Raw genomic sequence first — 24627 nt, forward strand, 5'->3', positions numbered from 1 at the left:
CGCCGGATTCGGCGCCAGGACGCACGAGATCCCGTCTCGCTGACGAAACGCGTGAACGGCATGCGCTCTCTGCGCAGTTTCTGTCGGTGAAACGGGATCTCGGTATCGCGCGGGATGCGCGCTTGATCACTCGGCGAGGATCAGGTACAGCGCCTTGCGCAGTTCGTCGATCTTCTCGGCGGCCTGCTTGCGTTGCTCGTCGGTGGCGGCGAACCGGTACTGGTGCACCACACCCATCAGTTTGGCCGTGGCCTCGTGCAGTGCGGCATCCGCCTCGCTGCGACCGGGAGTAGCCTGCCACGCCGCGTCGAGCTCGGACTCGTGTTCGGCGACGTAGGCCTTGCCCGGGTCGGTCAGCGCGTAGTCGGTGCGGCGGCCGTCACCGGTCGCCTCCACCAGCTCCTCGTCGACGAGCTGCTGCAGCGTGGGGTATACAGAGCCGGGGCTCGGCTTCCACAGTCCGTCGGTCTTCTCGGCGATGGCCTTGATCAGCGCGTAGCCGTTCTTCGGCCCTTCGGCGAGCAGGCTCAGGATGGCGGCACGGATGTCTCCGCGCGACGCACGCTTGCGCCCTCGCGGCCCGAACGCGGCAAGCATCGCCGGATCGAAGCCTCGCGGGTCGAACGTGGGGCCGAAGCCCCGGCCCGGTCCGAACCCGCGGCCGAAGCCTGGGGCTCCCTGGGCCGCACCGTGGTGGTCGTGCTCGCCGCCGTGGTGGTGGCGGTGCGGACCGTTCCCCCAGCACTCGCTGGGAGCATTGTGATCGTGTTGGCGACGCTGTCGGTCGCCGGGGAAGTAGTCGTTCCTCATGGCAAATCTCCTATCGTGGACTATCTAAGACGTGTCAACGATATATCGCTAGGGTCTATTCCGCAAGAAGTGAGCAACGGCTGACGGGAATCATCCGTCCCGGGAGGTTGCGGCATCCGTCGAAATAGGGACATGACGTGCTTCGTGTCCCGTTGATCGATCGCCTACGGGGTGGGGCTGCTGGGTGTCGCTGTGGGAGTAGCCTGGCGCGCGTGAAGAGGATGGGTGAGCAGAAGGCTCGTTCACGTCGCCTGTCGCGTTGGAGTGGAGCGGGCGTCGGAGTTCTCGCTGTCGCCCTCTGTATTGGACTCACTGGTTGCGCCGACGCCCAGGCTCGCGTCGCCGCTTCTGTCCCTGCGGCACCGACACGAATCGGGACGCTCCCAACGACTCCGAGCCCTGTCCGGGCTCCTGCCGTCCCGTCGCCACGGCCCGGCGTCACCGCGGACGCGGCGTCAGAAGCGAAGGCGACGGCGTGGTTGGATGGCGCAGTATTGCCGCCGGGCGCCACCCGGGTGAAGGCGCCGCCTCCTGGTACGGCGATCGATGATCAGGAGCAAGCATGGTGGTGCGAGCCGATGGCGAAGTCCGAAGCGTATTGGACGGTCTCGGGCATGAGCATGGTCGATGCAGCGAATTGGTTGCGTGCGCATCCCAGTAACGGGCTGCGGGTCGTCTTCCCGAGCCTGGAAACGCCGAACCCGGATGTGACCAACGACTATGTGCATGACTTCCCCTCGCCGACCGCCTTCGAGGGCATGACGTTCAACCTCGCCAGCTTGGGTGACAACGGCGCCGTCATCCACCTCCAGATCGCGGTCCTGTCCTCCAACTCGACCTGCGCCACCGCCGGCCCCGGACAGCAACTCATGACCGCGGGCGGCTGAGCCTGCACTGAGTGCCATCGCCTTGTGAAACACGGTGCGGGCAGCAGGCCCGCGGTGGGAGACTTCCCGTGTTATGGAGCCCTATGTCGTGGCGTCTCACACTGCCGGAGCCGTATTCGATGTCAGCGTCGCGCTCTTTGCCGCCGGCGAATTGCAGCAGGTATTCCGCCTCCGCCACGGGGCCAAGACTTCAAGCTTTCGGGACGAGGCGGTCTTGCGGGTGATCTTCTTCGCCGGATAGATCGTGGTCCCGACGAGTCCGCCACCGATCAGGCGCCCTGCTGCTTGGCCCAGGCGGCGACGCGCGACGCGCTCTCCTCGGCCGAGAGGTCCTCGACGCGAGTCATCACGGCCCAGCGCACGCCGAATGGGTCGAGGATCGAGGAAAAGCGATCCCCGGTGACGAACGTGGCGGGCTGTTCGCGCACGGTTGCGCCCGCGGATGCCGCGGCATCCGTCACCGCGTCGCAGTCCTGCACATAGATCGCGAGTGTGAACGGCCGCCGCTCGGGGTCATCGAGCGCGACGAGCCCCACTTCTTCCATCGGATCGCTCAGCGTGATCATGCCGTGCCCGAAGTCGACGACTGCGTGGGCGATCGCGTCGCCGTCCGGGAAGCGCGTGACATCGACCACGCGCGCGCCGAAAACGTCGCGATAGAACTCGAGGGCGGCCGCCGCGTTGCGCACCACGATGTGCGGCGTGATCGAGGTGGATCCGTTCGGGATGCCGTCGGTCGTGTAGCTGCCGTTGGCCGCCGTCGGGTGCGTCGCCGTGGCAGGGCTCTGTGTGCCGGTGTCGTTGATCGTCTGATCTTGCGTCATGCCTTCGACGCTAGGAGCGGCACGCTGCACGGTCTTGTACTTTTGCGACAGCCCGCGAGTTTCGAGATGCGGCGAGGATGAGGACTCGATGACCGGCACCTCCCCGAAATCGCGAGGGCACCTCAACCCGGGTGATCCTCGCGTGGCCTTCGACCGTTTCGCACTGCCCCGGGAATTTGACGCCCTTGTTCGACACGTGTGGGTGGTGCGCTGGCATGTGCCCATCGGCGAAGAGGCCGCCCAACGCGTGCTCGCATACCCGGCGTTCAACGCCGTGCTCGAAACCTCGTCTCATCAAGAGCGGCCAGACCAGATCCGCGGCCTCGCCCTCTACCCGCCCACCGGGCGTGTAGCCGTGCGGCGCCTGTATGGCGAGGGCGCGGCGGTCGGGGTCCTGCTCCGGCCGTGCGCCGGCCGTGTTCTGCTGGAGGGCAGTGGGGTTCTGCCATCCGCCGTACCGGTTCAGGGGCTGCCTCTGACGGATGCCCACGGCATCGAGACCGCCCTCACGTCCGCCTCTCGCGATCGGGTGCGTGACGCGCTCGTGGACTGGCTGCGGCCGCATGCCGGGCTGGTGGGCGAGCGCGACCGTCTGGTCAACGAGGCGTGCCGGCTCGCGGAAGAGGATGCATCCCTCGAGCGGGCGGCCGACCTCGCGGCCGCGATCGGCGTAACGCCGCGAACCCTGGAACGCACGGTGCGCGAGTACCTGGGCCTGAGCCCGAAATGGCTCATCGAATGCCGGCGGCTGCAGGCGGCGGCCACCACTTTGTACACAGAGCCGCACACCGACCTCAGCGAGCTAGCGGCACAACTCGGGTTCGCGGACTACGCGCACTTCTCGCGCCGCTACCGATCCGTGCTCGGTGAGACTCCGGCGCAGACCAGGAACGCAGGACGCTCGCGCGCGACCGCCTGAGCCGCTCACGTGAATCGACGAGAAACGTCTGCAACTACCCGAGCAGCGTCGCTGCCTTGGCGTCGAGGAAGTCCACATGCAGGTGGTTGCAGGTGTCGTCGATCTGCTTGAAGTGCCCGAGCGAGAGGCTCGAGCGGCAATTCACCTGGCCGACCGTGGCATCCGTCGGCACGACCCCGTCGAGGTCTTCGATGAGCTTGATCGAGTTGGCATCCCCGCCCGTGAGCGACTGGCCGTTCAGGCGGAAGAAGTCGACGGCGTGGCCTCCGCCTTCGGTGTAGTGGGCTGACGCCGTTCCTGCGCCCTCGATCTGGCCGGTGCAGTGCCTGTTGATGTCGCTGACACCCACGGTGTTGAACTTGGTGAGCGCGAACGCGATGGTCTGGAGCACTCGGTAGTCGATCCCGCACCCCTGAACGGCTTCGCCCGCGGCGAGGTAGCGGATCTCGAAGATGTGGTCTGGCGTGCTGCCGGTGAGCCGCCCCTGCGCCACGGCGGACATCAGCTGCTGCGCGAGCGCCTGCACCTCGGGCGCCACGACGGATCCGGTCGTGGTGTCGAGCGCAGTCGAGATGGTGTGAGCGCCGTAGTCGTCGCGATCGACGACGCCCGTGTGAACGGCACCCACGGCGAGCGTCTGCGTCTTGCCGGTGGTCGGATCGACCCAGGTCGGCGTCTCGAACTGGGCGTAGGCGGGCACGGCAGTGGTGGCGACGAGGCCCGCAGCTGCGAACATGATCACGGCTTTGGCGAGGACGCGAGACAGCGGCGAGCGGCGGCGACCTACGACGGCCGGACTCGAGGTCTGTCGCTTCGAAGGCCGGGCGAGCAGCTTGGTCTTCGCTTGCTTCTCGGGCTTCGCGGACGGCCTGGTCTTGGCAGGCTTCGTGGACGAGGCGAGGCCCATCGCAGCCGGCCTCGACTTCGGGGCCTTCGCCTTGCTCCGAATCTGCGGCGTGTCCGCGGCCATTCTGGCGCTGCGCCTCGTGCCCGGAACGGATGCCTGCGGAACGGATGCCTGCGCATCGGTCCCCGCTCCGAAGCCGGCCGGCAGCGACACCGGTCCGGTGGGCGGCAGGGTCTCCGGCGCCGGGAGAGTGATCGGCACGGGACCTGAGTCGGTCGCTCGAGCGAGCTCATCCGGACGCAGCCGTACCCGGCCGGTCTGAGTGGTGATGGGGACCGTGTCGAGGCGGTGAGTGTGCGTCGCATCCAACACGCGCCGGGAATCGTCGCGGCGAGCATCCGTCTCGCGACCGTCGAGGTGGGCGACGCCGTGCTCGTGCCGATCGGCCGATGCGAGGCGCTCGGCGAAGGGGTCCGACTCCGCTCGGCGCCGTAGCGCCGCCTCTTCGAATGCGCGACGCGCCTTGCGGCTCGTGAACACCTGGCTGCCCGAATCGGGCGCATTCGAGCCGTCGTTCGTCCCCGGACTGGGGCGAGCGGCACGGGTAGGTTCAGTCACAGGGCGAGATCTCGGGCTGGCGGTCGGGCAAGCGGGCTTAGCACTGCGTGCTTTACGCCCGCAAGGCTACGGGCACAGTGGTCCATGTTATCCACCTGTTATCTGGATGTCACCTTGTTATGCACATCCGAGCATGCAAGGGACGGTTCAGAAGGCCCCGAACAGACCGGATTCCAGCGCAGCTCGTTTGTCCTGCAGCCGTTCCCGCTCGCGATCGTTGTCGCACAATGCGATGGCTTCGTCGTAGGCGAGAGCTGCGGCATCCAACCGCCCGATGCGCTGCAGCATGTCGGCCCGCGCCGCCTGAACGTAGGGGTAGCGCACGAGCTGGGGCTCGGCGGCGAGGGCGTCCAGCAGCGGCACCGCCTCCTCCGGGCCGCGCGCGAATCCGATGGCTATCGCCCTGTTGAGCTCGACGACGGGCGAGGGCCAGATCGCGCGAAGCGTGTCGTACAGCCCCACGATGCGGCGCCAGTCCGTGAGCTCCCAGCTGGGACTGCAGTCGTGCACGGCGGCGATCGCGGCCAGCAGCGTGAACCGGCCAGGTCGCGGCGCCTCCGTTGCCACAGCGAGCAGATCGAGCCCGTGTTCGATCCACAGATGGTCCCAGCGGCGCCTGTCCTGCTGATCGAGCAGAATCTCGGCACCGTCGGCATCCGTTCGCGCGGCGCGCCTGGCCTCCGTCAGGTAGACGAGCGAGAGCAGGCCCGCGACATCGGCATCGCCGGGCAGCAGCCGTCGCAGCAGCTCGGCGAGCTCGATGCCGCGTTCGCTCAACTCTCTGCGAATGAGCTCGGCTCCGGTCGGAGCGGTATGTCCCGTCGCATAGACGAGATGCACGACGTCGAGAACGCCGTCGATACGTTCACCGATGTCGTCCGCCGCGGGCAGGCGGTACGGGATGCCCGCCTCGGAGATCTTGCGCTTGGCCCTGGTGATGCGGGCGGCCATCGTCGGCTCGGAGACCAGGAAGGCGCGGGCGACCTCTGCGGTGCTGAGCCCGCACACCATGCGAAGCGTGAGCGCGACCCGGGAGTCGAAGGCGAGTGCCGGGTGGCAGCACGTGAAAATCAGCCGCAGACGGTCGTCGGCGACCGGCGAGTCCTCGTCGTCGGAACCAAGCGGCGACCCGGATGCCGCTGCGCGCTCATCCGGGTCCGCAAGCTTGGGCAAGGCGCGGCGCGAGACATCGGCTCGGCGCTTGAGGTCGAGCGCACGGCGCTTCGCCGTGGTGGTCAGCCAGGCGCCAGGGCTGGCGGGGATGCCGGCGGCCGGCCAGGTCTCGAGAGCTTTGGCGTAGGCATCCTGCACGGCTTCTTCTGCTTCGTCGAGGTCACCCGTGACGCGGGCGGTGGCCGCCAGCACGAAGCCCCACTCACGGCGGTGCGCGTCGGCGACCGCCGCCGCGACTTCCGCGGGTGGAACGTTCGTGCCGGCGTCGCGCATCTCAGCTCCGCACCGACACCGGGCGAACCTCGATGCCACCTCCCACCACTGGCACCTGCTTGGCGAGGGCGATCGCTTCGTCGAGATCGGCGACGTCGATGATCCAGTAGCCGCCGAGCACCTCCTTGCTCTCGACGAAGACGCCGTCGGTGACGGTCACGTTGCCTGAGGCATCCCTGCGCACAGATGTCGCGGTGTCGCGACCGGTGAGCCCGGCGCCGCTCACGAGGCGATCGGCGTTCTTCTCCATGAACTCCTGGAACGGCGAGCTCACGGCTCCCCCCCGCGCGCTTGCCATCTGGGACTCGTCGGTGTGAACCAGCAGAATGTATTCGGTCATGGCCTCATCCTTGTCTTCTCGTTGATGGTTGTCTCCAACCGATTGCCCTCTGAAGTTGGGCTCATCAATACCGACGCGAACGGTGCGGTGAAATCGACAGCGCTGAGGACGCGCTTCGATCCGGGGCTTCGCCGTTACCGTTCCTGAGGCTGTCGAAGGGCAACCCACCGAGCCGCCGGCGTCATTGCAGCAGGGAGCGGATGTCGTCAGCCGACAGCGCTTCCGAGAATGTGCCGTCATCGTCGAGCACGGCATCGAAGAGCTCGCCCTTGCGACGAGCCAGGGCCATCACCTTCTCCTCGATCGTGTCGGATGCCACCATGCGATAGACCATCACCTGTTTCGTCTGACCGATGCGGTGCGTTCGGTCGATCGCCTGCGCTTCGGCGGCGGGGTTCCACCACGGGTCGAGCAGGAACACGTAATCCGCTTCCGTGAGCGTGAGGCCGAAGCCACCGGCCTTCAGGCTGATGAGGAACACGGGTGCGTCCCCCTCGCGGAACGCTCGGATGACGTCGGCCCTGCGCCGCGTGGAACCGTCGAGGTATTCGTGCCGGATGCCCGCGGCATCCAGTCGCGCTGCCACCTTGCCCAGGTAGGAGGTGAACTGGCTGAACACGAGAGCGCGATGCCCCTCGGCGAGCACGTCGCCGAGCTGCTCGAGCAGCGCGTCGACCTTGGTGGACGGAACTCCCTCGTTTACCGGGTCGATGAGCGAGGCATCCAGCGCGAGCATGCGCAGCAGGGTGATCGAGCGATAGACGATGAACCGTTGCCGGTCGAGGTCGTCCAGCAAACCGAGCACTTTCTGGCGTTCGCGCTGCAGCCACGTGTCGTAGAGCGCGCGATGCCTCGGGGCGAGCGGAATGCTCAGCACCTGCTCCTGCTTGGGCGGCAGTTCGGGAGCAACGATCTCCTTGGTGCGGCGCAGCATGAGCGGGCGGATGCGCCTTCGCAAGCGCTCGAGGCGCGCGCGGCCGTGTGCGGCATCCGTTCCGTGTACGGGGCTCGCAGCAGCCGCGATGGGCTTGACGTACTCCTCGACGAACCGTGGCCGCGACGGGAACAACCCGGGCGCGACGATCTGGAACATCGCCCACAGCTCCAGCAGGTTGTTCTCCAGGGGAGTGCCCGTCACGGCGAGCCGGAACGGGGCATCCAGCTCGCGGGCGAGCCTGTGGGTCTGCGACGCGTGGTTCTTCACGAACTGCGCCTCGTCGAGCACGAGTCCTGACCATCGCTGTGCGGCGAACTCCGCGTGGTCGAGACGGAACACGGCGTAGGTGGTGATCACCATGTCGGCGTCGGCAATCACCTCGTGCAGCGGCGTGCGTTCCTTGCGCCGCGTCGCGGTCACGGATGCCACGCGCAGCCCCGGCGTGAATCTCGCGGCCTCGCTCGCCCAGTTCGCCACCACCGAGGCCGGCGCGACCACCAGGAACGGCGCCGCCGCCGACCCAACCGTGGGTTGAGTAGCACGCGAAGCGCGCGTATCGAAACCCTCCCCGCTCGTTCCGCCCACCTCCCTGGCGTACTGGATCAGGGCGAGGGTCTGCACCGTCTTACCGAGTCCCATGTCGTCGGCGAGCACACCACCAAGACCGTGGCTCCAGAGGAACACCAGCCATTCGTAGCCGCGCCGCTGGTACGGGCGCAGGTCGGCAGCGAGGCCGCGGGGGAACGGTACCTCGGCGACGACGTCCGACGACTCTGTTCGAAGAAGCCCTGCGACGGTCTCCCGCCACTCGACGGCCGGACGGGACTCGTCGGCGAGGTCTTCGAAGTCCGTCCAGAGGGATGCCTGGTAGCGGCTGATTCGCGGACCCGTGTCCCACTCGGCGAGCGCCTCCGCCTCGACCAGCAGGTCTCTGAGGCGGTCGAACACGGGCTGGTTGAGCGACAGGTAGCTGTGGTCGACGAGCAGCAGCTTCTTCCTGCCGGAGGCCAGCGCACGGAACAGCGGCATGAACGGTATCTGCTTGCCCGCCACCGTGACCATCACGCCGAGGTCGAACCAGTCCCTTTGGTCGGTGGGGACCGTCGTCACGGTGAGCTCGGGCGTCTCGGTGAGCTCCCGGTAGTCGATCCGCTGACCGACGGTGTCGATTCGGATGATGCCGCCAGCCAGCGCCTCCAGCACCGGCAGTACGTTGGCGGCCCATTCGGCGGCGTCCATGCCGGTGAGGGTGCGGGGTGCCAGGGCTTCCGCGGGATCGCCGGCGGCGGCGAGCACGTCGAGCACGGTCGCCACAACGGCGTGCTCCGCCTCGGTGTCTCGCCGCACGGGATCCGTCGGCGACCCCTGCATGCCGACCCGATCGACGCGATCGCCGGTCCGGTACTCCCAGGCGAATCCGAGCTGCAGCCGCTGCCGTGGCTCGAACGTGACGGTGACCACGAGCAGGGGCGCCTCCAGGGCAGGGAGGGCGCGCAGTGTTGGGTTCGACCCATCCGTTCGGTGCACCGAAACCGACCTGGCCAGCACCGGATAGACCTCGTGCGCGAACTCGGGCACATCCTCGGGAGGCACCTCGATGGGTCCTCCGGACAGCAGCGTCAGCTCGCGTGGACTCACGGGTCGCGTGGTGGGCGCGAGTGTCACGAGCGGTGACGCCGAACTCCAGTCGATCAGCGCGAGCCCGTGGTCGGAGATCCCGACCGCGCTGGCGCCGGCGGCAGCCTGCTCACCGTCGACGACAATGCGCGGTGTCAGCACAAGGGCGCCGTCTTCCCTGCCGCTTGCCACGACCTCGAGCTCGGCCGCGCCGGCGAGGCTCACCCGACCAGACGCGCCGGCGTACGCGAGCTGGATCCCGCGCGCCTGGGCATCCGCGAGCATGCGCCACAGCAGAGGGCTTGCGTAGTCGTCGAGCACGAGTCGGGAACCATCGCCGCTCGAATAGCGGCCCGGCTCGGCCCGCGACAGCACGTCGAACTCGACGAACCAGCGCACCTGGGCGGGGTCGAGCCCGAGCTCATTGGTGCGGTACTGCAGCCCGCTCCAGCCGAACGAGGCGCTCACCCAGCCGCCGCGCTTTCCGGGAACCCCGGGCCTGGCGGTGACGAGGAGAGGCCCAGTGGATGCCCGCGACGCCGCCCGCGTCGTGTCGCCCTTGTGCTCCCACCTGCTGCGTGCTTCGCGTCGAGCCTTCTCACGCACCTCGATGAGCAGTGCAAGCGGGATGCGCGCATCCCCGGCTCCTGCCGCACGTCCGGTCAGCGGTAGCAGCGCGTCGCGCCAGTCTCTCTGCGGTGCTCCAGGACCACCAAGATCACCGGCCCCCGCCGCCGGATCGGGAGAAGCAGCGGATCCGGGCACCCGCTCATGGTCTCACGTGCCCCCGACGGCAAGTGCCCGCAGCAGCGAGACGGCGGCCTCGGCATCCACGCCCGCGAAGAACCTGGCGTCGGCTTCTTCCACAACGGCTACCGCCCGTTCCGCGAGTGCCTTGCCCTCCGCAGTGACGCTGATCGCCTTCGCCCTGCTGTCGTTCGGATCAGCGCTGCGCGTAAGAAGTCCCTTCGCCTCGAGACGCCCGAACACCTCGGAGGCCGTCTTCACGTCGGAGCCGGCCTGGGCCGCAACCTTCACCTGGTTCGGTGCCTCACCGGCGCGCCCGAGCCACCACGAACAGGCGAGCAGCACGAACTGCACATGGGTCAGGCCGAGCGGGGCGAGAGCGGATGCCATCGCCCGCTGCCACGCACCCGTCACCCGCCAGAGCAGAAACCCGGGGCTCTCGGCCGGACCACCGGCGAAGCGGGTGCCCCCACCGGATTCCGTGCCGGTGGCGGCCGAACGCGCCTTGTTCTGCTCGCGTGGGTCAGGCATCCGTCGACTCCGGCTCCATTTCCTGAGAGCCGCCGGCTGCAGCGTCGAACAGGCTCTGCATCGACTCGGGGAAGTCGCCGGAGATCTGCGGCCCCAACTCGGGGCCGACCTCATCGGCCGAGGGCCCGTCGATCTCGAGACGGTGCGTCACCCGCGTGCCGTTCTCCGTCGGAGCCAGCGTGTGCCGGAAGCGCAGCGTCAGGTCACCGAAGACGGTCTCATCGGCGTACGTCTCGTTCTCCACCAGGTCGACGATGGTCGAGTCGAACGTCTCCTGACCCTCTGGCGTGACGGAGACACGGGTGCCGACGGCGAACGGGCCGTGCAGCACGAACTCGTCGGATCCGTCGTAGGCGAGCCGGCCCTCGTGCAGCGCCCGGAGTGCCGCCCAAACGGCGGCAGGCGACAGGGACGTCTCGGCGGTGTGCTCGGTGCTCCACATGGTGCTGTCCTTTCGAATGGGCGTCGCTCTCGGCGTCCGCCTTATTTGATCTGTATAGAGATTATCCGTACATGGATTAAATCGCAACGCCTACGCGGCATTTCGATCTCAGCGCCGAAGGCAACTCTTGCTCAGCGCCGAAGGGCGAGTCCGGGCTCCGTTCTGTCGCCCTTCACGCTCAGGGCGCCGTGTACAACGGTTCGACGCCCTCGAGGTCAGCGGACAGCCCGATGTCGACGAGCACGAGCCTGCCGACGTACGCCGTCGCGGGGCCGTGCAGCAGCCCGGCCTTGTGGGCCCCGAAGGTCACGGTGACGTCGGCGGGCAGAACGGTTTCGTCGGGAACGTCGCCGGTGTCGACGTCCACGCCGCTCGGCAGGTCCACGGCAACGACCCGCCGACGCGGCGAAGCCACCAGTGGGCGAAGCGCCGCCACCACATCCCGAGCAGTCCCACGCAGCGCAGGGCTGCCGTGCGCGCCCGTTCCGAGGATGCCGTCCACCACGACGTGCGCATCCGTCGCCGTTTCCAGGACGGCCCCCACCGGGTCGTCGCCGAGCTCCGCGACCTGGCCACCCGCAGCGAGCGCGGCCTGCAGCCCGGCCTCGTGAACGCGCGATCCGAGTTGCGCGATGACCACATGGCATCCGGATGCCGCCAGTTCCGCCCCTGCGAACAGTGCGTCGCCGCCGTTGTTGCCCGACCCGACCAGCAAGAGCACGCCGGCCGCAGTGACAGGCTCGTCGAGTGCTGCGAGTTCGTCCCTGATCACCGATGCCAGCCCAGCGGCGGCCAGCTTCATGAGCGGTTCGCCCGCCTTCAGGTGCGGCTCCTCGGCGGCCCGGATCTGTTCTGCGGAGTATCCCCGGATCACGTCAGTGACGATACGCCGCGTGCCCGCTCCGTCGGTGATGCGCCCCCACCGCGCACCGATGCCGTGATCGTGAACTTCTGGTTGCGGTCCACCTGCCGCGTCGGCCCGACGAGGCGACGCAGCGACGGCCTGTAGTCCAGGTGCGAGTTGTACACCGTCCACAGCTCGCCGCCCGGGCGGAGGATGCGCGCGGCCGCTTCCACGAGCATCCGTCCGATGCGCAGGTCGAGGGCTGCACCGTTGTGGAAGGGCGGGTTGAGCAGCACGAGGTCGGCCGAGGCATCCGGGATGCCTTCTCCCGCGTCCTCCCGGCGCACCTCGATGCGGTCCCCGACACCGTTCGCCTCGGCGGTCGCTCGTGCGGATGCGGCGGCGGCAGCCGATTGGTCGCTTGCGACGACGCGCACTCCCGGGCGCCGCAGTGCGAGCGCGGCGGCGAGCACTCCGGTGCCGCAGGCCAGGTCGACCGTTATCCGCGCATCGGGGACGGCCTGGTCGAGATGTGCCAGCAGGAAGCGCGTTCCGATGTCGATACGGGTACCGGCGAAGGCGCCGCCGTGGGCACAGACCCAGAGCCCGGGCGGTACATCGGCGTGGAACTGTTTGCGGGGCCAGCCGGCGTCTTCGTCGTGGAGGTCGGGGTCGCTGGCCGAGGAGTCAAGCGACGGAGCGCCGGCCTTCGACCGCGGTGCGCGAACGGTCAGCACGCGTGCCTTCTGCCTGGCGAGCCCGACATCGACCCGCTCGAAGTGCCTGCCGAACACTTCGTTCATGGCCCGTGTCATGTGCTTCTGCATGCCACCAGCAAAGACGGTTACACCCGGATCGGCGTCCGCGGCGAGCATTCCGGCCACTTCGTCGAGAGCGTCGAGGCTCTTCGGCAGGCGTAGCAGCACAACGCGTGCCCTGCGGATGAGTCGGGCATCGAGCGGGTGCGACACGTAAGCATCCTCGAGGCCGAACCGCACCGCGTTGGCGTCGAGAGCGCGCTCGGCGACGACCGGATCCTGGTGCACCCGGATGCCATCACCCTCCGCGCCCCGCTCCCCGCCGCCTCGGGAGAGCAGCTGGGCCGCGGCCAGCGTCAGGCTGCCGAAGGCATCCCCGATCACGACGACGTCCGCGGGCCGGGAGCGAGCGAGTTCGTCTGCGGCGGTGTCGAGAATCAGCCGATCCGCGGCATCCGAGGCGAAGAGGTTGTTGGCCTCATGATCGGGCCAGCGGCGCAGTCGCTCCCATTCGAACTCGGCCATCCGTTCAGCCTAGGTCGGGCTGCACCACAGAGCCCCCGTGGGTACCTCGCCCTACGCCTGCTGCTGCAGCGCGGCCACCCGGTACTTCGCTCCCCGGTGGTCGTCGGGAACGCGGTCGCCCGCGCCGTGCAGCTTGTGGCGCAGCGTTCCCTCTGCATACTCCGTCGGATACGCACCGCGCTCCTGCAGCACCGGGATCACATGCTCGACGATGTCCTCGAACGTGCCAGGCGTGATGACGTAGGCAAGGTTGAAACCGTCGACGTCGGTTTCATCGACCCAGTCCTGCAGGAGATCCGCGATGGTCTCGCCTGAGCCCACGACGAACGGGCCGAGGCCGCCGATCGCGCCGTGCCTCGCGATGTCGCCCACGGTCCACTCGCGACCGTCCGCGTTGTTCTGCTGGAAGCTCGCGACCACCGACTGGATAGCGTTCGACTTCACGTTGCCGATGGGCTCGTCGAGCGCGTACTGCGACAGGTCGATGCCCATCCAGCCGGACATGAAGACGAGCGCGCCCTCCTCGCTCGCATAGCTGAGGTACTCCTCGTACTTCGCCTGTGCCTTCTCGTCGGTCTCGTCGGTGATGACCGTGAGCAGCGTGTAGATCTTGGCGGCGTAACGGTCGCGGCCGGCGGCCTCGAGGGCATCCCTGATCTTCTTCACCGTGGATGACACGATCTGCTTGGTCGGGCCGGCGATGAAGATCGCCTCGGCGTTCTCCGCCGCGAAGCGCACGCCCCGAGAGGATGCGCCCGCCTGGTAGATCACGGGCGTGCGCTGGGGCGACGGCTCCGCGATGTGGATGCCCGGAACGCTGTAGTGCTTGCCCTTGTGCCCGATCGCGTGCACCTTCGCGGGATCCGTGAATATGCCGTTCTCGACATCCTTCACGACCGCGTCGTCTTCCCACGATCCTTCCCACAGCTTGTAGAGCACCTCGAGGTACTCGTCGGCGTGGTCGTACCGGTCGTCGTGCTCCAGCTGATCGTCATGCCCCATGTTGCGGGCGGCCGACGGCAGGTATCCCGTCACGACGTTCCAGCCGATGCGGCCCTTGGTCAGATGGTCGAGCGTCGACATGCGGCGCGCGAACGGATACGGATGCTCGTAAGCGGTGCCCGCGGTGACCCCGAAGCCGAGGTGCTGCGTGACGTATGCCATAGCGGGAATGACCAGCAGCGGGTCGTTGACGGGCACCTGTGCGCCATTGCGGATCGCGGCCTCGTTCGTTCCGCCGTACACGTCGTAGGTGCCGAGCACGTCTGCGATGAAGATGCCGTCGAACCGGCCGCGCTCGAGCAGCTTCGCCAGCTCGGTCCAGTATTCGAGTTCTTTGTAGTGGTCGGCGCGATCTTCCGGGTGCTTCCACAGTCCGGACGTCTGGTGTGCGACGCAGTTCATGTCGAAGGCGTTGAAGCGGATCTGTCGTGGCATCCGTCCATGGTCGCGGACGACGATGTGCTCACCGTCCAGGGCTGCAACATTGCGTCATATGACGTCGGCGGGCCCGTCGGGCCTGCCTGCGGAGGTGCTCGGATGCTTACCGGGCGATCGCGTCGAGCTTCCCCTGCAGCTCCTTGTCGGTGGGCTCGACGAAGTGCGTGCCGTCGGGAAAGACGACGACGGGGATGTTCGTGCGTCCGCTGATCGCGTGCGCCTTGTCGGCCTGCTCCGGGTCAGCCTCGAGGTCGATGTACTCGTAGTCGGCGCCGACCCGGTCGAGCAGAGCCTTCGACCGGCGGCAGTCGCCGCACCAGGCGGCGCCGTACATGGTGACGCGATCGACGGGGGCTTCGGTGAGGTTCTGCGGCATGCTTCCAGCGTAGATCGGCTGCCTCAGCGATGAGTGAGAGCCGCCATCACGCCAGCCGCGCCCTGGCGAGCCCCGCCTCGACAGCAGAGGCGACGACGACCTGACCCGCCGCGGTGGGATGAACGTCGCCGCCCTGCATCAGGTCCGGTCTGCCCGCGAGTGGATTGCCGATGTCGAGGTAGGTGCCGCCGACGGCCGAGACCGCGGAGTCCAGGTCCGTGCCCATCTGATCGAGCTGCGCGGGCAGCCCGTGCTCGTTCCACACGGCGCTCACTCCGACGATCTCAGCGTGCGGCAGCGCACTATGCAGTTCTTCGGCGGCCTCGACCATGGCGACCTTCACCTCGGCCTCGGAAACACCGAGGTCGTTGCTGCTCGCCGAGAGCACGACGACGCCCGGATGCAGCGCGATAGCTTCGCGCACCTGCTCGAGGAATGTGGTGCCGTCGTCGCCCGCGCGTGCGAATCCGTCGCCGTCGGCGGCCAGATTAGTCAACGACCAGCCGTTGTCTTCGGCGATGAGCACCGGCCAGGCCTCATCGGCCTGCAGCCCGTGCCCGTCCATGATCGAGTCCCCGATCGCGACCGCGGTCGAGCGCCCGGTTGGTGCAGCAGCCGCCGGAGCGCCAGCCGAGAGGTAGCCGCCGACGGTCAACGCCACGGTCGCCAGCCCAAGCGCGGGAACGATCATCCGCTTCAGGTTCATAACGGTGAGGTTACGAATCGCAGTGAAGTGGGCCCATTGATTCGGCTATCCGGTTCCTATGACGCGCGCCGTGCGGCCGCCGCAGGCATCCGCTCCTAGACGAGCCGGTGCTTCTCCAGCCGCTCCTCCACCGCCGAGGCGATGACCAGCTGGCCGTCCACATTCGGATGCACGTCGTCGGACTGCATGTAGCCCGGCTTGCCGAGCAAGGGCTTACCGATCTGGATGTAGACGCCGCCGACCGACTTCACCGCCGCTTCCATGTCGTCATCGATCTCGTCGAGTTGCGCGGGCCGCTCGTTCTCGTTCCACACCGGGCTCACGGCGACGATCTTGGCCTTGGGGAGATCGTGCCGAAGAGTGTGCATCGCGGCGATCATCGATTCCTGCACATCGGATTCCGATACGCCCAGGTCGTTGCTACTGCCCGAGATGATGACCACGGACGGGTCGAACTCGACCGCTTCGGCGACCTGGTCGGCGAAGATCGATCCGTCGTCGCCGTGCGTGACGAATCCTGCCCCGTCGGTGGCAAGGTTCGCCAGATGCCACCCGTTGTATCCGGCGAGTACTGCAGGCCACGCCTGACCGGGCTCGAGCCCATGGCCGTCCATGATGGAGTCTCCGATCGCGACGACCGTGGTCGCGTTCCCGCTGGCAACCGGAACCACCGGCTGCGTGTGCACGCCGGCGGCCGCGAACACCGCGATGGCGACCGCGATGCCGCCAAGCACCAAGGCGGCCGCACATGCCGCGAGGGCGGTGGCGGCTGCGGGCATCGGTTTCATGAGCGGGAGGCTACGAGGCAAACTTCTCGGCGCGCTGGATGGCTACGGTCACCGCGGTCACCGATCGAGCGGCCGCCACACGACGACCTGGTTGCTGCGCCGCACGCGCGTGCCTGCCCGCAGCGAGACGACCTCGCCCTCCGATCCGGCGGCGAACACCCGGCGCCCCGGGCGGTTGAGCATCTCGTCGGCGAGCGCCGCCTCGAGTTCGCGCACGCGTTCGCTCAGATGAGTCACCTGGTTTTCGAGCTCGAGCACGCGGCGGATGCCTTCCAGGCTCACGCCCTCCGACCCGAGACGGGCGACCTCGCGCAGCTGCACTACGTCTCGCATGGAGTAGCGTCGCGACCGCCCCGCCGTGCGCCGGGGGCTGACAAGCCCGAGCCGGTCGTACTGCCTCAGCGTCTGCGGATGCATGCCGGCGAGCTCGGCGGCCGCGGTGATCGCGAAGACCGGCGTCGTCTCATCCAGTTCGACCATCATCACGCAACTCCCTCTCCAGCTCTTCTACCCCTTCACGGGCTCGGAGCCGGCATCAGCGCGCCGCGGCCCTTGCCTTCGCGAGCAACTCTTCGCGCGGATTCTCGTTCGGCAGGGTGCCCTCGAACGCCTTCAGGGCATCCTCGCTCTGCTTGCTCAGGTGCGAAGGAACCACCACCTGCACCACCGCGAGCAGGTCGCCGGTCGCCTTCTTCGTGGCGACGCCGCGGCCCTTCACACGAAGCACGCGCCCGCTCGGGGTACCCGGTGCCACCTTGAGCCTCACGATCTCGCCGTTCAGGGTCGGCACCTCGATGGTTGCGCCGAGCGTCGCCTCGGCGAAAGTGACAGGCACGTTGACGCGCAGGTTCACCCCGTCGCGTTCGAACACCGGATGCTTGCGCACCGTCACCGTGAGATACAGGTCTCCGCGCTCACCGCCGTCGGGCGACGGGCGCCCCTTGCCCGGAACGCGGATGCGCTGCTTGTCGCTCACACCTGCCGGGATGCGCACTTTCACCGTCTCGCCATCCACGGTCAGGTGCACCGTCTCACCGGTGACCGCGGTCTGGAAGTCGATCGTGGTGGACGCCGAGACATCCTGTCCCCGGGTCGGGCCGCCGTAGCCCCGGAAGCCGCCGCTGGTCTGGCCGAATCGGCCACTGCCGAACAGGCCGCCGAGCAGATCGTCGTACTCGCCCTGCTGGAACGTGTAGGACTGCCCGCGGTTGCCCTGTCCGAACATGCTGCCGAAGACATCCTCGAAGCCGCCTGCCCCTGCGCCGCCGCCGGGCGCCGTGAACCGGGCGCCCGATCCCATGGCGCGTATCTGGTCGTACTCCTTGCGCTGCTCCTCGTCGGAGAGCACCGAGTACGCCTCGCTGATCTCCTTGAACTTCGCCTCGGCCTGGGCGTCACCCGGGTTGGAGTCTGGGTGGTACTGGCGGGCGAGCTTGCGATACACCTTCTTCAGCTCGGCCTGCGAGGCGTCTTTGGAGACGCCGAGCACCTTGTAGAAGTCCTTGTCGAACCAGTCCTGACTTGCCACCCGGCACCTCCTTCCACAATTCTGTTGTCTTCGCTCGCGTGTCCGCGCCACGTTGCCGCAACTGCGCCACACAATCCGGCGCAATTGCCACGAAGTGGCGCGGACACGCTGAGGTTCGGTCTACTACTCCGGAACCGCCACGACCACCTTGGCCGCGCGCACCAGCGTCGAACCGAGCGTGTAGCCCACCTCGACAACCTCGACGACGGTCGCCTCCGTCACCTCTGGCGACGTCTTCTGGAAGATCGCCTCGTGCACGTTGTGGTCGAACGGCTCGCCTGGGGCACCGAACGGCTGGAGTCCGAGCTTCTCGGATGCCGCGCGCAGCTTGCCCGCGATGGTCGCGAACGCGGTGTCGGCCTCGAGGTCGCCGTGCTTCTCGGCCCGGTCGAGGTCGTCGAGCACCGGCAGGATGGCCTTCGCCGTGTCGGCGACCGCGCGCTCGCGCTCGGCCTCACGGTTGGCTTCAGTGCGCTTGCGGTAGTTCGCGTACTCCGCTGTCACCCGCTGGAGGTCGGCGAGCCGCTCGGCCGCCAAGTCCTCTGCGCTGGACTGACCGGAGAGGAAGTCGAGGTCGGCGTCGGAGAGGGATGTCTCGACATCCGGTCCCTCGTAACCCTCGCCGGTATCCACGACCTGCTCGTGCTCGAGGCCGGCTTCGCTCCCTGAGCCGGCGGAGCGAGTCGAAGGGTCGGACCCTTCGACTCCGTGCTCCGCACTCCCCTCGGGGACCTGTGGCGCATCGCCATCCGGCCGACGAACCTCGCCCGTTTCGGGGTCGATCCGTCGCTTGTCGCGGATGACCGGCTCCTCCGGCTCTTTCGATTCGTCGTTCTGTGCCATGACTACTTAGCCTGCCCTGAGCTCTTCTCGTCCTCGTCGTCGACGACCTCGGCATCCACCACGTCCTCCTCCGGGTTCGGCACCTCGCCGTTACCCGGGTCGGCCACGTTCGGGTCGCCCTGCTGCCCCTGCGACTGCGCCGACTGGTAGATCGCCTCGCCCAGCTTCTGTTGGCTCGAGGTGAGCTTGTCGTACGCCGTCTTCACGGCCTCGTCGTCCTCGCCCGCCAGAGCGGACTTCAACGCGTCCACGTCGCCCTGAACGTCGGTCTTGACGTCGGCGGGCAGCTTGTCCTCGTTGTCCTTGATGAGCTTCTCGATCGAGTAGACGAGCTGCTCGGCCTGGTTGCGCGTCTCGGCGGACTCGCGGCGCTTCTTGTCTTCGGCGGCGTGCTCCTCCGCCTCGCGAACCATGCGCTCGATGTCGTCCTTCGGCAGGCTCGAGCCGCCGGTGATCGTCATCGACTGCTCCTTGCCAGTGCCCTTGTCCTTGGCGGACACGTGCACGATGCCGTTCGCGTCGATGTCGAACGTGACCTCGATCTGCGGAATGCCGCGCGGAGCCGGCGCGATGCCGGTCAGCTCGAACGTGCCCAGGGGCTTGTTGTCGCGCGTGAACTCGCGCTCACCCTGGAAGACCTGGATCGCCACGGACGGCTGGTTGTCGTCGGCCGTGGTGAAGGTCTCGCTCCGCTTGGTCGGAATGGCCGTGTTGCGCTCGATGAGCTTGGTCATGATGCCGCCCTTGGTCTCGATGCCGAGGCTCAGCGGAGTGACGTCGATGAGCAGCACGTCCTTGCGCTCACCCTTCAGCACACCGGCCTGCAGGGCGGCGCCCACGGCGACGACCTCATCGGGGTTCACGCCCTTGTTGGGCTCCTGGCCGCCGGTCTCCTGCTTCACGAGCTGGGAGACCGCAGGCATACGGGTCGAACCACCGACCAGCACGACATGCGCGATGTCGGAGACCTTGATGCCGGCCTCCTTGATGACGTCCTGGAACGGCTTCTTCGTGCGGTCGAGCAGGTCGCTCGTCATCTGCTCGAACTGGGCACGCGACAGCGTCTCGTCGAGGTTCGCCGGTCCGTTCTCGGTCAGCGAGAGATACGGGAGCTGGATGCTCGTGCTCATCGAGCTCGACAGCTCCTTCTTCGCCTGCTCGGCCGCCTCCTTGAGGCGCTGCAGCGCGATCTTGTCGTTCGAGACATCCACACCCGTGGTGTCCTTGAACTTCTTGATCAGCCACTCGACGACCCGCTGGTCCCAGTCGTCGCCACCGAGCCGGTTGTCACCGGCGGTCGCGCGCACCTGAATGGTGGAGAAGTCGTCGTCCTTGCCCACCTCGAGCAGCGACACGTCGAACGTTCCGCCACCGAGGTCGAAGACCAGGATGAGCTCGTCTTCCTTGCCCTTGTCGAGGCCGTACGCGAGCGCGGCTGCGGTCGGCTCGTTGATGATGCGCAGCACGTTGAGGCCCGCGATCTCACCGGCCTCCTTCGTGGCCTGACGCTCGGCGTCGTTGAAGTATGCGGGAACCGTGATGACGGCATCCGTCACGGAGTCGCCCAGGTACTGCTCCGCGTCGCGCTTGAGCTTCTGCAGGATGCGCGCCGAGATCTCCTGAGGCGTGTACTGCTTGCCGTCGATCTCCTTCTTCCAGTCGGTGCCCATGTGGCGCTTGACCGAGGTGATCGTGCGGTCGACGTTCGTGACGGCCTGGCGCTTTGCGGTCTCACCGACCAGCACCTCGCCGTCCTTTGTGAATGCCACCACCGACGGGGTGGTGCGGAATCCCTCCGCGTTGGCGATGACGACCGGCTCGCCGCCCTCGAGGACGGAGACGACGGAGTTCGTCGTTCCCAGGTCGATACCTACTGCACGTGACATGTGTTCTGTTTCCCTTCCTCGGGCGCACCTCACGTGCACCCTGATGGCCCGGCGCCTTCTGCGCCCGCGGCCGAAGCCAGTGGAGCGAAACCCCTCGAATCGCTCCTGCACCGCACGCTCGGCGGCGAAATCGAAGCGACCCGAGAGTTGAGTCTCGCAGGCTCAACTTATGCCAGCGCTGGATGCCCTGTCAAGCGGCGACCCGTAAAGTTGAGCTCACTCATATCAACTTCGGAGGATCGAGTGCTATTCCCTCCGTCGGCGTCTGCGAGCCTGGGCAAGCGCTACGTCAAACGCTGGACGGGGTGCTCGGCGTGTGCGGATCTGATCGCGCCGCGACGTAAAAACACACGAGATAGCAGCACATCGCCAGTGCCCACAGGGTCGACATGATCATCGAGCTGACGTCGAGGCCATAGATGACGAAGCTCGCGCCGTTGAACCCGGCCCCGAGCACCGCGAGTGCGCCGACGACGGATGCTGTGGCATACAGGGCGCTACGTGGCCTGAGCATCCAGAGCAGGTTCACGAGAGCTCCGGCCGCCAGCACGAGCCCGAGCACCGCGTGAGCCACGAGCCACGGCTCACCGTGCGGAATCAACCACGCGAGCGAAGCCACCACACCGGAGAAGTAGTCTGACGCCTGCGCACCTGGATGATGAGCCGGTACGGTCACGAACAAGTTCGCAATCATGCCCAACACGAACTGCGCCACGAGTGCCAGGCACACTACGAGGTTGACCGCGAGCAACCGCATGGAACCATTGTCGCCGCTCAGTAGGTGACGCCGCCTGGAAGGACGACGGGCGGCCGCGGTGTTCGATTGAAGTCGAAGTCGGCCGCGATGTTCCCGAGTTCGGGGTTCTTCTCTCGAACATCTGGTCGCGGGTCCGGTCTGCCATCGGTCGCGGGGTCGAGGCGTTGCCCGTGCAGAAAGTCGTCTTCGATGAACTTGACGTAGGCATCGTGGCTGAGGGTCTGGTGGTCGATGTATCCGGTTCGGGCGTAGGGGCTGATCACGATTCCCGGTACGCGCAGGCCGTAGCCGTTCTGGTCCACTACCGGAGGATTCACGTGATCGTAGAAGCCGCCCCAGTCATCCCAGGAGAGGAAGATCGCCGTGCTCGACCAGTCCGGACTCTTCATGACGGCATTCACCAATCCGGTCACGTACGCCTGGCCTGTACTGACCTTCGCCGGGGGATGCTCGCTCACCTGACCGCTCGGATCGATCCAGGTCACCGCGGGCAGCGTTCCAGCCTTGGCGGCCGAGTAGAACTTCGTCAGTGACTGGATGTTCCCCAGCTGCCCGTCCTGCTTCACGGTGTCGAAGTAGGGGAGCGGGTTCCAGATCCCGGGCGTCTTGGCGTTCTGCTTGACCGGCGCGCACGTCATGGCCGAGTCATCCTCGCAGTCCGGTTCGGTGCCGTTGAACACGTAGTAGCCCCACGAGACCTTCTGCTTATGCAGAAGATAGGTGAGATCGGTCCACGCGTAATCAGGTGGTGCGAGGGCGTTGGATGCCGCGATCAGTTTCTGCTTGAGTGCGTCGGGCAGCGTCGCCTTGTCCACCGCTGCCTGGCACGCTGACAGCGAGTCGGCGGCCGAGCAGTGCTGCTGGATCAGTGCGTGCAGCTGTGCCGCGACATCGGGGGTGATGCCGATCTTCGTCAACTGAGTCTGGCAGGCAGGCTTCGCCATGCCCCCACGACATGCACCGATCAGGTTCTTCTTCACGGCGCCACCGAAGTCTGGAGGGTTGCCGGGGTTCTGCAGTTCGTTGACGCAGCTCTGCGGGTCGCCGGCCTTGCTGCATTTGGCCGACCACTCGGACACCATGTACAGGTGCGAGGGCAGACTCCACGACGCGTTCGACTCGAAGAGGTGGTCGTCGAGGACGAAGTCCTTCGCGTAGGACCAGTAGTTCGGGATGTCCGCACCCGTCTTGTAACCCATGACGTCCGTCTGTGTCCCGCCTGCGCATGACGGCGCGTTCGGGGCGCATTTCGTCTTGGCCTGCTCTGCTTGACCGACGAAGCCGTCCATCTTGCCGGCGTCGACGTCGGCCGTCGCGTTGGTCGCCCCGTGTGGTCCGCCCGAGTTCACATCCGCCGGGTCGTGGTACGGCTTGTCGCACGAGTTCCTGGCAGGGTCCGGAACACAGACGCTGGGCGATCCGTTCGCCATAGGGATGCCGTCGGCGCCGGGAAATGTTCCGAAGTAGCTGTCGAACGACCGGTTCTCCTGCATGATCACCACGATGTGCTTGATCTTCGAGATACCCGATTCGATACCCGTCCCCGGTGCACCGGATGCGGGCGCACCGGCTGCCTGCCCTGCACCGAGCGCGCGCACTGCGGCCAGATCCGAACGCACTCCGAAGACCACCCCTAAGGTGACCGTCAGCACGACCAGCGCGGTCACGACAACAGCCGCCGTGACCGCCAGGACACGGCGCGACCGCGTCCACTTCTTCAACGACGATCGCCGCGACCGAGACGGATTGGGCATGCGCCAACGATGCTCCGGCCACGACATCCCTGGATCAGAGTTGTGTAACGGATCTGTCAAGACTCCCTGAACCTGCTCATGCGCAGGGTGCTCCGTGCGGGCCGCGTGTAGGCATCCGCTCGCGGGGTCGGCCGGGGATACGGTGTTGCGATGAGATGGCGCCGTCTGCTCGCATTCGCCATCGACTGGTGCTGCATGCTCGGCTGGGTTGCGGTCGTTGCAGCAGTGGGCATCCCGCTGTACTCGACGGGGATGCTCGACGTCACCGGCGTGCTGGCCCAGAACCTCGTCGGACTCACTGTGGTGGTGCCGATCGTCGTGGCAGCGGCCTGGTGCGAGTCGCGTTCCCGCGCGGCAACCCCGGGCAAACGCGCGTTCAGGCTCACCGTCGTACATGGCGATGATGTCGGCCGGGGGCGGCCGACCTTCGCGCGAGCCCTACTACGGAACGTCCTCAAGCTCGGGATTCCCTGGGCGATCGCCCACGCTGCCGTGTTCGCTCTCGTCGACACGTCGGCATCCGGACCGATTCCCGGGTGGGCGCTGTGGCTCTTGGCGGCAGCCTACGTTCTGCCCCTGCTTTGGCTGATCTCGCTTTTCACTCCGACCGGGCGCACCGCATACGACCGACTGAGTTCGACGCGGGTGGGTCTCACCCTCGCTCGCGCTCACCAGGGATCTCCTGACCGACAGCCCCTAGCCTGACCGGATGCGCAAACTCGACTGGGGTCATCGCAACATCCGCGATCTCGGCGGGCTGCCTACTCCGCTGTCGCCAACGGGAGCCACGCTTGCCGGCCGTGTCGCCCGTGGCCCCCGGCGCGAACTACTCACCCACGACGGATGGGCGGCGGCCTCCGCATGGGGGCTGCGGTCGATCGTCGACCTCCGCAACGACGATGAGCTCGGCAGACGGCCCGGTGATCCCGTCGCGGAGCCGCCCGTGCACGTCTCCATCGTGCTCAGTCCCACGGAAGACCAGGAGCATCCGGAGTTCCGGTCGGTCTGCATGCCCATCCTCGATTCCCCGGAGTACTGGCAGCACAACGTGCGCATCCTCCCCGGGCTGGTGCGCGACGCCCTTCTGGCAATCGCGTCGTCCGCTCCAGGTGTACTCGTGCACTGCTCGGCCGGCCGCGACCGTACGGGCATGATCAGTTCCCTGCTGCTCGCGAATGCGGGCGTCGACGCCGACGACGTTGTCGCCGACTACGCGGAATCCGTGCGCGCAATGGCGGGAACCGCGGCCCACGGTGGGCCGACGCTCGACCGTCAGGCGTCCTGGACACCTGCGCAGGTGGACACGTGGCTGAGCGACGTCGAGCCGCATGTCCGCGACCTGGTGGCCGACGTCGACGTCGTGTTCGCGCGACTCGAGCTCGAGCCGGATGCCCGTGAGCGGCTTCGAGCCCTGCTCACCGAGCCGGAACTCGGCTAGGCCCACCGCACGCGCGTCG

24 protein-coding genes are annotated in these 24627 nt (G+C 67.4%); 4 read left to right on the forward strand and 20 right to left on the reverse strand.

Annotated elements, in window-relative coordinates:
* Positions 1–126 precede the first annotated feature (126 nt).
* Positions 127–810 carry a PadR family transcriptional regulator gene (locus ACO2Q7_RS09825; RefSeq protein ID WP_423355430.1) on the reverse strand — a complete coding sequence of 228 codons (684 nt, stop codon included), beginning with the start codon at positions 808–810 and terminating at the stop codon, positions 127–129.
* Positions 811–1289: 479 nt separating this feature from the next.
* Here ACO2Q7_RS09825 and ACO2Q7_RS09830 point away from each other — a divergent pair, with 479 nt between their 5' ends.
* Positions 1290–1697: a hypothetical protein gene (locus tag ACO2Q7_RS09830; RefSeq protein ID WP_423355431.1), complete on the forward strand. Its 408-nt coding sequence runs from the start codon at positions 1290–1292 to the stop codon at positions 1695–1697.
* Positions 1698–1966: 269 nt separating this feature from the next.
* Here the strand turns inward: ACO2Q7_RS09830 and ACO2Q7_RS09835 are convergent, their stop codons facing one another.
* A complete protein-coding gene (locus ACO2Q7_RS09835) occupies positions 1967–2521 on the reverse strand; it encodes a VOC family protein (protein ID WP_423355432.1) in 555 nt (184 codons plus the stop codon).
* An 88-nt stretch (positions 2522–2609) separates the two neighbouring features.
* On the opposite strand from ACO2Q7_RS09835, the gene ACO2Q7_RS09840 reads away from it, so the two are divergent.
* Positions 2610–3440: a helix-turn-helix domain-containing protein gene (locus ACO2Q7_RS09840; RefSeq protein WP_423355433.1), complete on the forward strand. Its 831-nt coding sequence runs from the start codon at positions 2610–2612 to the stop codon at positions 3438–3440.
* A gap of 34 nt (positions 3441–3474) precedes the next feature.
* Here ACO2Q7_RS09840 and ACO2Q7_RS09845 read toward each other — a convergent pair whose 3' ends face one another.
* The 18 genes from ACO2Q7_RS09845 to ACO2Q7_RS09930 all read right to left on the reverse strand — a co-directional run bounded on the left by ACO2Q7_RS09845 (position 3475) and on the right by ACO2Q7_RS09930 (position 23170).
* Positions 3475–4905, reverse strand: coding sequence for a hypothetical protein (locus ACO2Q7_RS09845; protein ID WP_423355434.1), 1431 nt, complete (start codon positions 4903–4905; stop codon positions 3475–3477).
* Between the two features lie 147 nt (positions 4906–5052).
* Complete coding sequence (locus ACO2Q7_RS09850) at positions 5053–6351, reverse strand: RNA polymerase sigma factor (RefSeq protein WP_423355435.1); 1299 nt, start codon at positions 6349–6351, stop codon at positions 5053–5055.
* Position 6352: 1 nt separating this feature from the next.
* Positions 6353–6691 (reverse strand): YciI family protein, encoded by a 339-nt coding sequence (locus tag ACO2Q7_RS09855; RefSeq protein ID WP_423355436.1) that lies wholly within the window; start codon positions 6689–6691, stop codon positions 6353–6355.
* A 181-nt stretch (positions 6692–6872) separates the two neighbouring features.
* On the reverse strand, positions 6873–10010 hold the full coding sequence (locus ACO2Q7_RS09860; protein WP_423355437.1) for a DEAD/DEAH box helicase: 3138 nt from the start codon (positions 10008–10010) through the stop codon (positions 6873–6875).
* Between the two features lie 12 nt (positions 10011–10022).
* Positions 10023–10523 (reverse strand): MarR family winged helix-turn-helix transcriptional regulator, encoded by a 501-nt coding sequence (locus ACO2Q7_RS09865; RefSeq protein ID WP_423355438.1) that lies wholly within the window; start codon positions 10521–10523, stop codon positions 10023–10025.
* Positions 10516–10965: a polyketide cyclase gene (locus ACO2Q7_RS09870; RefSeq protein WP_423355439.1), complete on the reverse strand. Its 450-nt coding sequence runs from the start codon at positions 10963–10965 to the stop codon at positions 10516–10518. Before ACO2Q7_RS09870 ends, ACO2Q7_RS09865 begins: the two co-directional genes overlap by 8 nt.
* Positions 10966–11143: 178 nt before the next feature.
* Positions 11144–11839: an NAD(P)H-hydrate epimerase gene (locus ACO2Q7_RS09875; RefSeq protein WP_423355440.1), complete on the reverse strand. Its 696-nt coding sequence runs from the start codon at positions 11837–11839 to the stop codon at positions 11144–11146.
* The gene (locus tag ACO2Q7_RS09880; RefSeq protein ID WP_423355441.1) at positions 11836–13092 is read right to left on the reverse strand and encodes a class I SAM-dependent methyltransferase; all 1257 of its coding nucleotides are present in this window, start codon (positions 13090–13092) and stop codon (positions 11836–11838) included. The genes ACO2Q7_RS09875 and ACO2Q7_RS09880 overlap by 4 nt, the downstream gene beginning before the upstream one ends.
* Before the next feature lie 51 nt (positions 13093–13143).
* Complete coding sequence (locus tag ACO2Q7_RS09885; protein ID WP_423355442.1) at positions 13144–14529, reverse strand: LLM class flavin-dependent oxidoreductase; 1386 nt, start codon at positions 14527–14529, stop codon at positions 13144–13146.
* A 106-nt stretch (positions 14530–14635) separates the two neighbouring features.
* Positions 14636–14908 carry a glutaredoxin family protein gene (locus tag ACO2Q7_RS09890; RefSeq protein ID WP_423355443.1) on the reverse strand — a complete coding sequence of 91 codons (273 nt, stop codon included), beginning with the start codon at positions 14906–14908 and terminating at the stop codon, positions 14636–14638.
* 46 nt (positions 14909–14954) lie between these two features.
* Entirely contained in the window at positions 14955–15614 is a 660-nt protein-coding gene (locus ACO2Q7_RS09895) for an SGNH/GDSL hydrolase family protein (RefSeq protein ID WP_423355444.1), read from the reverse strand.
* Positions 15615–15709: 95 nt separating this feature from the next.
* Positions 15710–16402, reverse strand: a complete 693-nt coding sequence (locus tag ACO2Q7_RS09900; RefSeq protein WP_423355445.1) for an SGNH/GDSL hydrolase family protein — start codon at positions 16400–16402, stop codon at positions 15710–15712.
* A 57-nt stretch (positions 16403–16459) separates the two neighbouring features.
* Positions 16460–16882: a heat shock protein transcriptional repressor HspR gene (locus tag ACO2Q7_RS09905; RefSeq protein WP_423355998.1), complete on the reverse strand. Its 423-nt coding sequence runs from the start codon at positions 16880–16882 to the stop codon at positions 16460–16462.
* Between the two features lie 55 nt (positions 16883–16937).
* Positions 16938–17930, reverse strand: coding sequence for a DnaJ C-terminal domain-containing protein (locus ACO2Q7_RS09910; RefSeq protein WP_423355446.1), 993 nt, complete (start codon positions 17928–17930; stop codon positions 16938–16940).
* A 123-nt stretch (positions 17931–18053) separates the two neighbouring features.
* Positions 18054–18773, reverse strand: a complete 720-nt coding sequence (locus tag ACO2Q7_RS09915) for a nucleotide exchange factor GrpE (RefSeq protein WP_423355447.1) — start codon at positions 18771–18773, stop codon at positions 18054–18056.
* Between the two features lie 2 nt (positions 18774–18775).
* Positions 18776–20659 (reverse strand): molecular chaperone DnaK, encoded by a 1884-nt coding sequence (gene dnaK, locus ACO2Q7_RS09920; protein ID WP_423355448.1) that lies wholly within the window; start codon positions 20657–20659, stop codon positions 18776–18778.
* Between the two features lie 289 nt (positions 20660–20948).
* Positions 20949–21416, reverse strand: coding sequence for a hypothetical protein (locus tag ACO2Q7_RS09925; RefSeq protein ID WP_423355449.1), 468 nt, complete (start codon positions 21414–21416; stop codon positions 20949–20951).
* Positions 21417–21433: 17 nt separating this feature from the next.
* The gene (locus ACO2Q7_RS09930; RefSeq protein WP_423355450.1) at positions 21434–23170 is read right to left on the reverse strand and encodes an alkaline phosphatase family protein; all 1737 of its coding nucleotides are present in this window, start codon (positions 23168–23170) and stop codon (positions 21434–21436) included.
* A 150-nt stretch (positions 23171–23320) separates the two neighbouring features.
* On the opposite strand from ACO2Q7_RS09930, the gene ACO2Q7_RS09935 reads away from it, so the two are divergent.
* Positions 23321–23875 carry an RDD family protein gene (locus ACO2Q7_RS09935; protein WP_423355451.1) on the forward strand — a complete coding sequence of 185 codons (555 nt, stop codon included), beginning with the start codon at positions 23321–23323 and terminating at the stop codon, positions 23873–23875.
* Positions 23876–23879: 4 nt separating this feature from the next.
* On the forward strand, positions 23880–24608 hold the full coding sequence (locus ACO2Q7_RS09940) for a tyrosine-protein phosphatase (RefSeq protein ID WP_423355452.1): 729 nt from the start codon (positions 23880–23882) through the stop codon (positions 24606–24608).
* Positions 24609–24627: the final 19 nt, after the last annotated feature.

It is taken from the genome of Rathayibacter sp. KR2-224 (assembly GCF_049446075.1).
Classification (GTDB): domain Bacteria; phylum Actinomycetota; class Actinomycetes; order Actinomycetales; family Microbacteriaceae; genus Humibacter.

What these genes read in the sequence shown, in the direction of transcription:
- ACO2Q7_RS09825 (WP_423355430.1), bottom strand. Translation starts at nt 810, where the DNA reads ATGAGGAACGACTACTTCCCCGGCGACCGACAGCGTCGCCAACACGAT.
- ACO2Q7_RS09835 (WP_423355432.1), bottom strand. Translation starts at nt 2,521, where the DNA reads ATGACGCAAGATCAGACGATCAACGACACCGGCACACAGAGCCCTGCC.
- ACO2Q7_RS09840 (WP_423355433.1), top strand. Translation starts at nt 2,610, where the DNA reads ATGACCGGCACCTCCCCGAAATCGCGAGGGCACCTCAACCCGGGTGAT.
- ACO2Q7_RS09850 (WP_423355435.1), bottom strand. Translation starts at nt 6,351, where the DNA reads ATGCGCGACGCCGGCACGAACGTTCCACCCGCGGAAGTCGCGGCGGCG.
- ACO2Q7_RS09855 (WP_423355436.1), bottom strand. Translation starts at nt 6,691, where the DNA reads ATGACCGAATACATTCTGCTGGTTCACACCGACGAGTCCCAGATGGCA.
- ACO2Q7_RS09865 (WP_423355438.1), bottom strand. Translation starts at nt 10,523, where the DNA reads ATGCCTGACCCACGCGAGCAGAACAAGGCGCGTTCGGCCGCCACCGGC.
- ACO2Q7_RS09870 (WP_423355439.1), bottom strand. Translation starts at nt 10,965, where the DNA reads ATGTGGAGCACCGAGCACACCGCCGAGACGTCCCTGTCGCCTGCCGCC.
- ACO2Q7_RS09880 (WP_423355441.1), bottom strand. Translation starts at nt 13,092, where the DNA reads ATGGCCGAGTTCGAATGGGAGCGACTGCGCCGCTGGCCCGATCATGAG.
- ACO2Q7_RS09885 (WP_423355442.1), bottom strand. Translation starts at nt 14,529, where the DNA reads ATGCCACGACAGATCCGCTTCAACGCCTTCGACATGAACTGCGTCGCA.
- ACO2Q7_RS09890 (WP_423355443.1), bottom strand. Translation starts at nt 14,908, where the DNA reads ATGCCGCAGAACCTCACCGAAGCCCCCGTCGATCGCGTCACCATGTAC.
- ACO2Q7_RS09895 (WP_423355444.1), bottom strand. Translation starts at nt 15,614, where the DNA reads ATGAACCTGAAGCGGATGATCGTTCCCGCGCTTGGGCTGGCGACCGTG.
- ACO2Q7_RS09900 (WP_423355445.1), bottom strand. Translation starts at nt 16,402, where the DNA reads ATGAAACCGATGCCCGCAGCCGCCACCGCCCTCGCGGCATGTGCGGCC.
- ACO2Q7_RS09905 (WP_423355998.1), bottom strand. Translation starts at nt 16,882, where the DNA reads ATGGTCGAACTGGATGAGACGACGCCGGTCTTCGCGATCACCGCGGCC.
- ACO2Q7_RS09915 (WP_423355447.1), bottom strand. Translation starts at nt 18,773, where the DNA reads ATGGCACAGAACGACGAATCGAAAGAGCCGGAGGAGCCGGTCATCCGC.
- dnaK (WP_423355448.1), bottom strand. Translation starts at nt 20,659, where the DNA reads ATGTCACGTGCAGTAGGTATCGACCTGGGAACGACGAACTCCGTCGTC.
- ACO2Q7_RS09925 (WP_423355449.1), bottom strand. Translation starts at nt 21,416, where the DNA reads ATGCGGTTGCTCGCGGTCAACCTCGTAGTGTGCCTGGCACTCGTGGCG.
- ACO2Q7_RS09930 (WP_423355450.1), bottom strand. Translation starts at nt 23,170, where the DNA reads ATGCCCAATCCGTCTCGGTCGCGGCGATCGTCGTTGAAGAAGTGGACG.
- ACO2Q7_RS09935 (WP_423355451.1), top strand. Translation starts at nt 23,321, where the DNA reads ATGAGATGGCGCCGTCTGCTCGCATTCGCCATCGACTGGTGCTGCATG.
- ACO2Q7_RS09940 (WP_423355452.1), top strand. Translation starts at nt 23,880, where the DNA reads ATGCGCAAACTCGACTGGGGTCATCGCAACATCCGCGATCTCGGCGGG.